This window comes from Methylocystis sp. S23 (assembly GCF_054106005.1).
This window is the reverse complement of sequence record NZ_CM134185.1, coordinates 1,375,808-1,387,953: the sequence shown is the minus strand read 5'-3', so window position 1 is coordinate 1,387,953 and position 12,146 is coordinate 1,375,808. Positions and strand designations below refer to the sequence as shown.

10 protein-coding genes are annotated in these 12,146 nt (G+C 64.6%); all 10 read left to right on the top strand.

The window, feature by feature from the left end; all coding sequences use genetic code 11:
- Positions 1-22 precede the first annotated feature (22 nt).
- Positions 23-328: a hypothetical protein gene (locus ACV7JP_RS06850; protein ID WP_457798476.1), complete on the top strand. Its 306-nt coding sequence runs from the start codon at positions 23-25 to the stop codon at positions 326-328.
- Positions 329-538: 210 nt separating this feature from the next.
- A complete protein-coding gene (gene ileS, locus ACV7JP_RS06845; protein ID WP_457798475.1) occupies positions 539-3,616 on the top strand; it encodes an isoleucine--tRNA ligase in 3,078 nt (1,025 codons plus the stop codon).
- Between the two features lie 295 nt (positions 3,617-3,911).
- Entirely contained in the window at positions 3,912-5,405 is a 1,494-nt protein-coding gene (locus ACV7JP_RS06840) for a lipopolysaccharide biosynthesis protein (protein WP_457798474.1), read from the top strand.
- A gap of 99 nt (positions 5,406-5,504) precedes the next feature.
- Positions 5,505-6,350, top strand: a complete 846-nt coding sequence (locus ACV7JP_RS06835; protein WP_457798473.1) for a rhomboid family intramembrane serine protease — start codon at positions 5,505-5,507, stop codon at positions 6,348-6,350.
- 132 nt (positions 6,351-6,482) lie between these two features.
- Entirely contained in the window at positions 6,483-7,229 is a 747-nt protein-coding gene (locus ACV7JP_RS06830; protein WP_457798472.1) for an electron transfer flavoprotein subunit beta/FixA family protein, read from the top strand.
- A 1-nt stretch (position 7,230) separates the two neighbouring features.
- Positions 7,231-8,175, top strand: coding sequence for an electron transfer flavoprotein subunit alpha/FixB family protein (locus ACV7JP_RS06825; RefSeq protein WP_457798471.1), 945 nt, complete (start codon positions 7,231-7,233; stop codon positions 8,173-8,175).
- 176 nt (positions 8,176-8,351) lie between these two features.
- Positions 8,352-9,233, top strand: coding sequence for a 3-hydroxybutyryl-CoA dehydrogenase (locus ACV7JP_RS06820; protein WP_457798470.1), 882 nt, complete (start codon positions 8,352-8,354; stop codon positions 9,231-9,233).
- A 253-nt stretch (positions 9,234-9,486) separates the two neighbouring features.
- Positions 9,487-10,881, top strand: a complete 1,395-nt coding sequence (locus ACV7JP_RS06815; RefSeq protein ID WP_457798469.1) for a M20/M25/M40 family metallo-hydrolase — start codon at positions 9,487-9,489, stop codon at positions 10,879-10,881.
- 62 nt (positions 10,882-10,943) lie between these two features.
- Positions 10,944-11,072, top strand: coding sequence for a hypothetical protein (locus tag ACV7JP_RS06810; protein WP_457798468.1), 129 nt, complete (start codon positions 10,944-10,946; stop codon positions 11,070-11,072).
- A gap of 321 nt (positions 11,073-11,393) precedes the next feature.
- Positions 11,394-12,137: a hypothetical protein gene (locus ACV7JP_RS06805; protein WP_457798467.1), complete on the top strand. Its 744-nt coding sequence runs from the start codon at positions 11,394-11,396 to the stop codon at positions 12,135-12,137.
- Positions 12,138-12,146: the final 9 nt, after the last annotated feature.

The window sequence follows — 12,146 nt, the reverse complement described above, 5'->3', positions numbered from 1 at the left end:
TCGCCTTTCGAAAGGATGCGAGATGAGCGACGAACCCAAAGGCGAGATCGAGATCATTCCGCCGGGCGAAGAGCCCCGCCGGGACCGGGAGGACGCTTTCGCGAGCTCCCGCATCTGGATTTCCTCCGGCTCCGGAGAGGTGAAATTCGTCAAGCTCGGGCCGCTGCAGAGCCTTCTGCTCGGCGCCGGGCTTCTCGCCTTCCTTGCGCTCGGGCTCTTTTTCCTGTCCGGCCTCTTCCTGATCCTCGTCCCGGCCATCGCGCTTCTCGGCCTCGGCGCCTGGGTCGCGAATGCGCTCGGTTTCGGGCCGTTCCGGCGGCTGCGCTAGTTTTGGGGCTTCCCCGCTCCGGCGCCGCTTGCTATCAAGGGGCATGTTGATTTTGGGGCAATTGCGAATTACGGGCCCGGTCCGCGCTTGAGCGCCTGCTCGCGCGGGTTCCGGGTTCCTGGCGCCATTGGCGCTTCCCTTCCAAATCCTTTATGTGACGCGGACCTTGCCGGCCGTCCCGGCGCCGCCCGACCCGGTTGCTAAAGACCCATGAACGACGAAACGCCCAAAGGGCCCGACTATTCCAAGAGCCTCTATCTGCCGGTGACGGATTTTCCGATGCGCGCGGGCCTGCCCCAGCGCGAGCCGGAGCTGCTGAAGCGCTGGGAGGAAATCGGCCTCAATGAGAAGATGCGCGAGGCCGCCAAGGGCCGGCCGAAATTCACGCTGCATGACGGCCCGCCCTACGCCAATGGCAATATCCATATCGGCCATGCGCTGAACAAGATCCTCAAGGACATCGTCACGCGCAGCCAGCGCATGACCGGCAAGGACTGCGTCTATGTGCCGGGCTGGGATTGCCACGGCTTGCCAATCGAATGGAAGATCGAGGAGGAGAATTACCGCGCCAAGGGCAAAAAGAAGCCGGATTTCGCGCAGCCCGACGAGATGATCGCCTTCCGCCGCGAGTGCCGCGCCTATGCGGAAAACTGGCTTTCGATCCAGCGCGAGGAGTTCAAGCGGCTGGGCGTCGCCGGGGAGTGGGATCATCCTTACGCCACCATGGCCTATCCGGCGGAAGCGATCATCGCCCGCGAGATCATGAAATTCGCCGAAAATGGCTTGCTCTATCGCGGCTCCAAGCCGGTGATGTGGTCGGTCGTCGAGAAGACGGCGCTCGCGGAGGCGGAAGTCGAATATGAGGACCATACGAGCGATACGGTGTGGGTCGCCTTCCCCATCCCGCGCGGCGCGGAAGCGGACCTTTCCGACGCGCGCGTCGTGATCTGGACGACGACGCCCTGGACGCTGCCGGGCAATCGCGCGATCTCCTTCTCCTCCAAAATCGCCTACGGCCTCTATCGCGTGACGCAAGCGCCGGAGAATAACTGGGCCTTTCCGGGCGCGAAATTCATTCTGGCCGACAAGCTCGCGGGCGAGGTGTTCAAGGCCGCGAAGGTCGAAGGCTTCGAGCGCCTGCGCGACGTTTCCGCGGACGAGTTGAAAGACCTTATCTGCGCCCATCCCCTCGCGCATCTCGGCTACGACTTCGACGTGCCGCTTTTCGACGGCGACCATGTGACGGACGACACGGGAACGGGCTTCGTGCATACGGCGCCGGGCCATGGCCGCGAGGATTTCGACATCTGGATGGCGAATGGCCGCCGCCTTGCCGAGAGCGGCATTGACAGCCGCATCCCCTATACGGTGGACGAGGACGGCTTCTACACGCTGGAAGCGCCGGGCTTCGCGGGCAGGCGCGTGCTCACCGAGAAGGGCGAGAAGGGCGACGCCAATGAGGCGGTGATCGCGGAATTGATCAAGGCCGGCAATCTCATCGCGCGCGGGCGGCTGAAGCATCAATATCCGCATAGCTGGCGCTCGAAGAAGCCGGTCATCTTCCGCAACACGCCGCAATGGTTCATCGCGATGGACCGGCCGTTCTCTCAGGCGAACCCTCATCCTGAGGAGGCCCGCAGGGCCGTCTCGAAGGACGAGGGTTCCGGAGCCGCATCCTTCGAGACGCGCGCTTGGCGCGCTCCTCAGGATGAGGGTCGTGGAAATTTGCCGACTTTGCGCGACATCGCGCTCGAAGAAATCTCCCGCACGCAATGGACGCCGGCGGCGGGCGAGAACCGCATTCGCGGCATGATCGCCAATCGCCCGGACTGGGTTGTCTCGCGCCAGCGCGCCTGGGGCGTGCCGATCGCCGTCTTCGTCAAGAAGGGAACGCATGAGGTCCTCGTCGACGCGCGCGTGAACGCCCGCATCGTCGAGGCCTTCGAGAAGGAAGGCGCCGACGCCTGGTACGAGACGCGCGCGGCCGAGCGTTTCCTCGCGCCGGAGTATGATCCGAACGAGTACGAGAAAGTCGCGGACGTTCTCGATGTATGGTTCGACTCGGGCTCGACGCACGCCTTCGTGCTCGACGATCCGAAGAACTTCCCGGCCCTCGCCGGAATCCATCGCAAGCGCGACGGCGGCGAGGACGAGGTCATGTATCTCGAAGGCTCGGACCAGCATCGCGGCTGGTTCCACTCCTCCCTTCTCGAAAGCTGCGGCACACGCGGACGCGCGCCCTATGACGCCGTGCTGACGCATGGCTTCGTCCTGGACGAGAAGGGCCGTAAAATGTCGAAGTCGCTCGGCAATGTCGTCGCGCCGCAAAAGGTGATCGCGGATTCCGGCGCCGACATTCTGCGCCTCTGGGTCGCGGCGTCGGATTACGCCGACGATCTGCGCGTCGGTCCCGAGATCCTGAAGACCTTCGTCGATCTCTATCGCAAATTGCGCAACACGCTGCGCTGGATGATCGGCGCGCTGGCGCATTACGGGGCGGACGACGACGCGGCGCTGGAGCATGCGAGCGAGCTTGAGCGGCTGATGCTGCATCGTCTCGTCGAGATGGACGCGCAAATCCGTTCAGCCTACGCGGCTTATGATTACAAGCGCGTCGTCGTGCTGCTCACGCCCTTCATGACGAGCGATCTCTCGGCCTTCTATTTCGACATTCGCAAGGACGCGCTCTATTGCGAGCCGCCGTCGAGCGTGAAACGGAAAGCGTCGCTCGCCGTCATCGAACGCGTCTTCCGCTGCGTGACGGCCTGGCTCGCGCCGATCCTCGTCTTCACGGCGGAGGAGGCCTGGCTCGCACGCTATCCCGACGCCGTCTCCGTGCATGTCGAGAGCTTCCCCGACATCCCCTCGCATTGGCGCGACGAGGCGCTCGCGAAGAAATGGGAAGGCGTGCGCGCCATCCGCTCGGTCGTGACGGGCGCGCTGGAGATCGAACGCGCGCAAAAGCGCATCGGCTCCTCGCTCGAGGCGGCGCCGACCGTCTTCATCGCCGACGGCAAATTGCGCATGGATCTCGACGGCGTCGATTTCGCGGAAATCTGCATCGTCTCCGATATTGGCGTCGAGACGGGCGAAGGCCCGGCCGACGCTTTCCGCCTGCCGGAGGTCAAGGGCGTCGCGGTCGTCCCGAGCCGCGCCGGCGGCGTGAAATGCGCCCGCTCGTGGAAATATTTCGACCCCGCCACGGCGGACCCGGATTTTCCCGACGTGACGCCCCGCGACGCGCAGGCGCTGAAGGAATTGAAGGCGCTCGGGCGCTGGAGCGCGTAAGCTGAGAAATGGAAGCGCGCGCGAAGCCAGCTTGCCCCCTTCCCAACCCTCCCCCGCTTTCGCGGGAGAGGGCGCGCGCCGCGCGGCCGTCATTGCGAGGAGGCCTTGCCGACGAAGCAATCCAGCGCTGCGATAGCCGCTCCTGGATTGCTTCGCCAGTATTGCGAAGTCGGGTATACCCGACTTCGAGAAAAGGTCGCAACGACGCTGTGAGCATTGTCGCGAAGCGATCAGGCGGAAGCCGTATCGCTCCCTCTCCCGCGAAGCGGGGGAGGGCGGGGAAGGGGGCCCTTCATTGAAAGTCCTCCTCGCCTTCCTCGCCAATACGGCCACGAATTTCATCATCGGCCTCATGGTCGCGAAATTTCTCGGCCCCGAGGAATATGGCCGCTTCGCGCTCTCCTTTTCCATCGCCATCGTCGTGCAGACGGCGCTCTATGACTGGCTGCGGCTTTCCGCGACGCGCTTCTATTCGCAGCGCACGCGCGAGAGCGATCCCATCATCCGCTCGACGCTCGGAACGTCCTTTCTCGCGGTCACGGCTTTCCTTGCGATCAGCACGCTGCTCTACTCGGCGGTCGGTCCGGAGCTCGATTTCGACAGCGAGCTGATCCTCCTCGCTCTGCTCACCGCGACGGCGAACGGGCTCTTCGACTATTCGACCGCGCTCGCCCGCGCCCGCTTCGAGGACGGCGCCTATGGGCGGCTGGTCTTCGTGAAGAACGTGCTCGCCTTCGTCCTCATCGGGGGCGGCGCCTTCCTCTTCCGCTCGGCGGGCGTCGCGCTCGCGGGCGGCGTCGCGAGCCTGCTCGGCACGGTGTTTCTCGCGCGCGAGGCCCTTCGCGATCCCGGCGTGCGCTGCCGCGACGCGCAGGGGGAGACGGCGAAGACGCTCATGTCCTACAGCGCGCCCATCGTCGCCGCGCATCTGCTCTATCAGACCATGCCGCTCGCCTCGCGCTCCATCGTCGCGAGCGTCTACGACTTCGCGGAGACGGGCCAGTTCGCTCTGGCCTATGATCTCGGCATGCGCGCCGTCATGGCCTTCGGCTCGGCGCTCGACGTGCTCCTCTTCCAGATCGCCGTCGCCGCCCATGAGGAGCATGGCGAGGATCGCGCGCGCGAGCAGGTCGCGCATAATATGAGCGTCGTCTTCGCCTTTCTGCTGCCGGCCTGCGCGGGGCTCTGGCTCGTCATGCCCTCGGTCGAGGCGCTCATCGTGCCGGGGCAGTTTCGCGGGCCCTTCGGCCATTATCTCGGCCTGCTGCTGCCCGGCCTCTTCGCCATGGGCTTTCTGAATTTCGGCGTGAATCCCGTCTTCCAGATCAGCAAGCGCACGGCGCCGCTCGTCGCCGCCGCCATCGCCGCCGCGCTTGTCTCGCTGCTTCTGCTCTTCCTGCTGCCATGGGGCCGCGACGCCTCCAATCTCGCCATCGCCCAGGCCGGCGGCTATGTCGCCGCGCTCCTCGCGACGATCTATTTCGCGCTGCGCGCCCAGCCTGTCTGGCCCGCCTTCCGGGACCTTTTCGCCGCCATTGTGGGGACAGGGATCATGTTCCTCGCGCTCACGCCGATGCGGGCGATGGAGCCGGGCTTCGTCGCGCTTCTGGCGCAGATCGCGGCCGGCATGGCGATCTACGGGCTCATGGTCGCCGCCTTCGACATTGCCGGGCTGCGCAGGCAGGCCTTGGCTTGGGCGCGGCCGAGGCTCGCGCGGCGAGACGAAAGCCGCGCGCTTTTCGCCCGAACGGGAAATCGTCCGAGCGACAGGAAATCGCGCCGACCGTGAAGCCGCGCGCATTCTCATCGCGAGGTCCTTCGCCTTTTGCGGAAAGGCGCTTCGCGCTTATCTTAAGGACCGACGCTCCGATAGAACGAGGTTCGCGCAATGGTGATGCCGCTATATGACGACGCGCCGCTGCGCCATCTCAAACGCCCCGTCGTCAATCACGCGCTGATCGTCGCCAATATTCTGGTTTTCCTCCTCGTCTATAGCGAGCTTCTCGGCGATCCCTTGACCATCATGCGCGGTTTCGCGATCATTCCCCGCGTGCTGTTCGGAGAGGCGGAACTGGCCGACTGGATTGTCGGCCCGCCGCCGCCGGCGACGCTCGTCACCTCGCTCTTCTTCCATTCCTCGCTGCTTCATATCGCGAGCAATATGCTGTTCCTCTATGTGTTCGGCGACAATGTCGAAGACGCGATGGGCTCGCTCCATTATCTGCTGTTCTACCTCTCCTGCGGCGTCATGGCCGGCGTCTTCTATGTCTACGCCACGCCCCAATCGATCACTCCGCTCGTTGGCGCCTCGGGCGCGATTTCGGGCGTATGCGCGGCCTTCCTGCTGCTTTATCCGGGCGCGACGGTCACGGGCTTCTTCCCGCCGCTCACTTTCGTGATGTTCCCTTTCTGGCTGATCACGCTCGCCGACAAGTCCCGCGCGCCCCTGCGGCGCCTCTTCGGCCTCACGCCGCCGCTCTTCACTTTCCATGCGACGGGCTTTCTCTTCGTCGGGGCCTGGATCGTGCTTCAGCTCGTCAATGCAAGCTGGGGCGGCGGCGAGAGCCATGTCGCCTGGATGGCGCATGTCGGCGGCGTCGCGGCGGGCCTCGTGCTGACGCCGCTCTTCAAGCGGCGCAGGCACAAGCTTCTCGATCGCGGCCCCTACGGCCCGCCCAAGTCGAGCCCCGCGCAGGAAGCGCCTCCGCCCGAGCAGACCGGCCCGGAAGGCTGACGGGACGGTCTCGGGGGACTTGAAAAAGGGGCTTGACCTCCCCGTTTGACTTGCGCGCGCGCCCCCGTTACCAGACCGCCACAGTTTTCTAAGCGGGGCGCGCCGCGTCCGCACTTATCTCCAGAGGTCGCGATGAAAATTCTCGTGCCCGTCAAGCGGGTCGTCGACTACAACGTGAAAATCCGGGTGAAGCCCGACGGCTCCGGCGTCGATCTCGCCAATGTCAAAATGTCGATGAATCCCTTCGACGAAATCGCCGTCGAGGAGGCGCTGCGCCTGAAGGAGGCCGGCAAGGCGACCGAAATCGTCGCCGTCTCCATCGGCCCGGCCAAGGCCGACGAGACGCTGCGCACGGCGCTCGCCATGGGCGCGGACCGCGGCGTTCTGGTCAAGACCGACGAGACGGTCGAGCCGCTCGCGGTCGCCAAGATCCTCGCCAGAATCGCGGCCGAGGAGCAGCCGGGCCTCATCATCCTCGGCAAGCAGGCGATCGACGACGACTCGAACCAGACCGGCCAGATGCTCGCCGCGCTTCTCGGCTGGGGCCAGGGGACCTTCGCCTCCAAGGTCGATCTGACGGACGGCTCCGTGGACGTGACCCGCGAGATCGACGGCGGCCTGCAGACGGTGAGCCTCAAGCTCCCGGCGGTCGTCACCACGGATCTTCGCCTCAACGAGCCGCGCTACGCCTCGCTCCCCAACATCATCAAGGCGAAGAAGAAGGAGGTCGCCGTCAAGGCGCCCGCCGATTACGGCGTCGACATCAGCCCGCGCCTCGAAGTCCTCAAGACCGCCGAACCGGCGTCCCGCAAGGCGGGCGTGAAGGTCGGCTCGGTCGCCGAACTCGTCTCCAAGCTCAAGGAAGCGGGAGTTCTCTGACATGGCCATTCTGCTTCTCGCCGAAACCGCCAATGGCGCGCTCGCGCCCGCGACCGCCAAGGCGCTGACCGCCGCCTCGCAGATCGGCGGCCCCGTTCACATTCTGGTCGTCGGTCCGGGCCTCGACGCGGCCGCCGCCTCCGCCGCCAGGCTCGCGGGCGTGGAGAAGGTTCTCCACGCCGCCGACGCCTCGCTCGATCATGTCCTGGCCGAGCCGGTCGCGGCGCTGATCGTCTCGCTCGCGCCATCCTACGACGTGATCATCGCCCCCTCGACGAGCGCCACGAAGAACGTGCTGCCGCGCGTCGCGGCGCTGCTCGACGTCGCCCAGGTGTCGGACATTATCAAGGTCGTCTCGTCCGACACTTTCGAGCGCCCGATCTACGCCGGCAACGCCGTGCAGACGGTCCGCGCCAAGGACGCCAGGAAGGTGATCACCGTTCGCACGACAGCTTTCGCGGCCGCGCCGGAAGGCGGCTCGGCTCCGGTCGAGTCCGTCGGCGCCGCGTCGAATCCGGGCGTCTCCGCCTTCAAGAGCGAGGAGCTCGCGAAATCCGAGCGTCCGGAGCTGACCTCGGCCCGCATCATCGTCTCGGGCGGCCGCGCGCTCGGCTCGGCCGAGAACTTCCAGAAGGTGCTGGACCCGGTCGCGACGAAGCTCAACGCCGCGATCGGCGCCTCGCGCGCGGCGGTCGACGCAGGCTATGCGCCCAACGATCTGCAGGTCGGCCAGACCGGCAAGGCCGTCGCGCCCGAGCTCTATATCGCGGTCGGCATTTCGGGCGCGATCCAGCATCTCGCCGGCATGAAGGACTCGAAGATCATCGTCGCGATCAACAAGGACGAAGAGGCGCCGATCTTCCAGGTCGCCGATTACGGCCTCGTCGCGGATCTGTTCAACGCCGTGCCGGAGCTCGACGCCGAGCTCGCCAAGCTCGGCAAATAGTTCAAAAATCGGCTCCCCGCGCCGGCGGGCGGCGGGGAGCTGCGACACGACTTTTTCCAAGCTTGCCGGTTTTCTTTCGGACCGATCGCGCGTTATATTGCAGTGCAACGTGGCCGCATTTGCATCGCAGCCGTCCCGCCCTTTGCCGGCGGTCCTCTCGCTATGGTGTTCGGACAATGAGCTTCGAAATTCGCAAAGTCGGCGTTATCGGCGCGGGCCAGATGGGCAAGGGCATCGCGCATGTCTGCGCCCTGGCCGGCTACGACGTCGCCCTCAATGACTTGACGACCGAGCGGATCGAGGCGGGCGTCAAGGACATTGGCGTCCAGATGAAGAAGTCGATCGAACGCGGCTTTCTCACGCCCGACGCGGTCGACGCCGCTTTGCCGCACATCTCGGGCGCGCCCGCGATCCAGGATCTCCGCGACTGCGACATCGTCATCGAGGCCGCGACCGAAAATGAGGAGATCAAGCGCAGGATCCTCACCGACGTCGCGCTCGTGGTGAAGCCCGATGGGATCATCGCCTCCAACACCTCGTCGATCTCGATTACGCGCCTCGCCTCCATCACCGGCCGCCCCGAGCGCTTCATCGGCATTCACTTCATGAATCCGGTGCCGCGCATGCAGCTCGTCGAGCTCATTCGCGGCATCGCCACCGACGACGCGACTTTCGAGGAATCCAAGGCCTTTGTGACGAAGCTCGGCAAGACGGTCACGGTCGCCGAGGATTTCCCCGCCTTCATCGTCAACCGCATCCTGCTGCCGATGATCAACGAGGCGATCTACACGCTCTATGAGGGCGTGGGCTCGGTCGAGGCGATCGACACGGCCATGCGGCTGGGCGCGAACCACCCCATGGGCCCGCTGCAGCTCGCCGATTTCATCGGCCTGGACACCTGCCTCTCGGTGATGCAGGTGCTGCATGAGGGCCTCGCCGACACCAAATACCGCCCCTGCCCGCTGCTCGTGAAATATGTCGAGGCCGGCTGGCTCGGCAAGAAGACCCAGCGCGGCTTCTACGACTATCGCAGCGGGACGCCGACGCCGACGCGGTGAGACTGTGATCCTATTCGCGGCGCCGCAGCCCTCGTCCTTCGAGACGCCGCCTGCGGCGGCTCCCCAGCATGAGGACTGCTGGCCGGCGCCGCAAGAGTCAGGACATGACGCATGTTAGGCCCCTCATCCTGAGGAGCGCGCGAAGAGCGCCTCGCGGAGGACGAGGGGCCGTCTCCATTCTTGAAGCCCTTTCCGCCTTCCCACCGCCGCTTCTTCGCACTAGCTTCGCACCAACTGCGAAGGATCTGATTCCATGGCCACGATCGACGCCGTCCTGAATACGATCGACGCGAATCTGCCCGCGTCGACCCAGCGCCTGTTCGACTTGCTCAGCATCCCCTCGGTCTCGACCGACCCGGCCTATACGCAGCACTGCCTGCGCGCCGCCAATTGGCTGAAGGATCAGCTCGAAGGCCTCGGCTATGCGGCGGAGGTTCGCGAGACGCCGGGCCATCCCATCGTCGTCGGCCACGCCAAAGCGAAGCGCAAGGACGCGCCGCATGTGCTCTTTTACGGCCATTACGACGTGCAGCCGCCGGACCCGCTGGAATTGTGGGAGGCCGAGCCCTTCGCGCCGCGCCTCGTCGACGGGAAGGACGGCCAAGGGGAGAAAGAAATCGTCGCGCGCGGCGCCTCGGACGATAAGGGCCAGCTCATGACCTTTATCGAGGCCTGCCGCGCCTTCGAGGCGAATGGCGGGCTTCCCTGCAACGTCACCTTTCTCTTCGAGGGCGAGGAGGAGACGGGCTCGCCCTCGCTTCCCGATTTTCTGACGAAGCACAAGGACGAGCTCTCGCAGCCCGACATTGCGCTCGTTTGCGACACCAGCATGTGGAACCCCAAGACGCCGGCGATCACCGTCATGCTGCGCGGCCTCGCGCAGGAGGAGGTCGTGATCCGCGTCGCCAGCCATGATCTGCATTCGGGCATGTTCGGCGGGCCGGTGAATAATCCCATCCATGTTCTCGCGAAGATCGTCGCCGATCTCCACGACGCCGAGGGCAAGGTGACGCTGCCCGGTTTCTACGCCGGCGTCCCGGAAATCCCCGAGGACATCGCCGAGCAGTGGCGCAATCTGGAATTCGACGAGGGCCGGTGGCTCGCCGATATCGGCCTCACCAAGGTCGGCGGCGAGCGCGGCCTGGGCGTCATGGAGCAGATCTGGGCGCGACCCACCTGCGACGTGAACGGCATTGTCGGCGGCTATACGGGCAAGGGCTCCAAGACCGTGCTGCCGGCGCAGGCTTCCGCCAAATTCTCCTTCCGTCTTGTCGGCAAGCAGGACGCGAAAGCCATTCTCGAAAGCTTCCGCGCCTTCGTGCGCGCCCGCCTGCCGGCCGACGCCAAGGCGGAATTCATCAATCACGGCGCCTCGAACGCGCTTCAATTGCCCTTCGGCTCCGAGGCGCTCTCCCGCGCCCGCCGCGCGCTCGCCGAGGAATGGGGCAAGGAGGCCGCGCTCGCCGGCTGCGGCGGCTCCATCCCGATCGTCGGCGCCTTCAAGCGCGATCTCAATATGGACGCGCTGATGATCGGCTTCGCGCTGGACGACGACCGCATCCATTCGCCCAACGAGAAATACAGCTACACGTCCTTCCATAAGGGCGCGCGGAGCTGGGCGCGGGTGCTGGACGCGCTGGCTTCCTGAAGCCTGGTGTCGGCGACGCGCTGAAACTCATCGACGACGCAAGTCGGCACGATGCGGGCGAAGTGACCATTGAAGGCGACGAGCAGATCGACTTCATGATGGCTAGGGAGGGCAGCGCCTATCGCGCCGAGATCCTGTCCGTCCGACGAATTCCGCTTCCCCGCGGCGCGGCGGTCGCGAATGCGACGTGAGAGGGATGGCGGCCGGCCGGCGGGTCGGCGTCCCTGGGAAGATAAATTTTATGTGGTCAAAAAAGTAAGATCAGAGAGGGAGTTAACCTTCCAGTATCGTCGCTAAGTCTTTGAATCGAGGATAAATCCAAGGACTGGCGCTTGACGGACGTTACGCTTTAGATCATTTTTGACGCTCTCCCCGCGTCGCAAACAGACGTTTGAAAGGATGCTATCGGGCGCTTTTCTTTGCCAAGTTCAATCTATGAAAATTTAAGAAGGGACGACTCCAATGAGCGGTGACAGTCTGACCGCGGAACGAGCGGCCGAGTTTTCCAAATTATGAAGAAGGCGCTGCTCGTCGTTGCGCTTCTGATTGGCGCCAGCTTCTTTGCACAGAGACATCTGATCGTCGGCGGATCGGGTCCCCCCGAAAAAAGCGTTGATGTTGAGATTGAAGACTCGCCCGACAAATTGGCCGCGCCGCTTATCGTGAGGCGGCCGCCGGGTTTCGGCTATGGAAGCGCGTCCCAGAGAGACAAAACCGATCAACTGAATCTGATCACATTCTATCCGTCGTTCCGGGCGCCGACTCCCGCCGACCGCCTGTGCCGAGGGATTTGCGACGGGCAAATCCTCGTGGCGATCCAGTATTCTCCAAGCGCGAACCGTAGATTGCATGTCCCGAACAATGGCGATTGGTATGCCAAGAGCTTCATGAAGAATTATGGACGATCGCTTCAAACAGGCAGCCGCATCATCACTGTCGTCGATATTCCGCCGGTGGCCGGCTTCACAAGGGTTTTCGACAATATTAACGCCGCTGCGCGGGCCGAAACAAACAGGGTCGTGGGACGCTATCTACTCAAGAAGTCGCAAGACGGAGAAATTTACGATCTGGCTGCAGACTGCTCGATGACGACGCCATTCCATGGCTGTCAGGTACACTTTTCTCTCGCATGCAATCCGGCCATCGGCGTCCATGTTACGGGATGGCCCTATGAGCGCATCGAAGAGGTAACTGCACTCAGGCGCGCGGTCGACGCTTTCGTCACGTCGCTGGTGCAATCGCCGAAATGCGAATAGAGGCTCTTT

What these genes read in the sequence shown, in the direction of transcription:
- ACV7JP_RS06850 (WP_457798476.1), top strand. Translation starts at nt 23, where the DNA reads ATGAGCGACGAACCCAAAGGCGAGATCGAGATCATTCCGCCGGGCGAA.
- ileS (WP_457798475.1), top strand. Translation starts at nt 539, where the DNA reads ATGAACGACGAAACGCCCAAAGGGCCCGACTATTCCAAGAGCCTCTAT.
- ACV7JP_RS06835 (WP_457798473.1), top strand. Translation starts at nt 5,505, where the DNA reads ATGGTGATGCCGCTATATGACGACGCGCCGCTGCGCCATCTCAAACGC.
- ACV7JP_RS06830 (WP_457798472.1), top strand. Translation starts at nt 6,483, where the DNA reads ATGAAAATTCTCGTGCCCGTCAAGCGGGTCGTCGACTACAACGTGAAA.
- ACV7JP_RS06825 (WP_457798471.1), top strand. Translation starts at nt 7,231, where the DNA reads ATGGCCATTCTGCTTCTCGCCGAAACCGCCAATGGCGCGCTCGCGCCC.
- ACV7JP_RS06820 (WP_457798470.1), top strand. Translation starts at nt 8,352, where the DNA reads ATGAGCTTCGAAATTCGCAAAGTCGGCGTTATCGGCGCGGGCCAGATG.
- ACV7JP_RS06815 (WP_457798469.1), top strand. Translation starts at nt 9,487, where the DNA reads ATGGCCACGATCGACGCCGTCCTGAATACGATCGACGCGAATCTGCCC.
- ACV7JP_RS06805 (WP_457798467.1), top strand. Translation starts at nt 11,394, where the DNA reads ATGAAGAAGGCGCTGCTCGTCGTTGCGCTTCTGATTGGCGCCAGCTTC.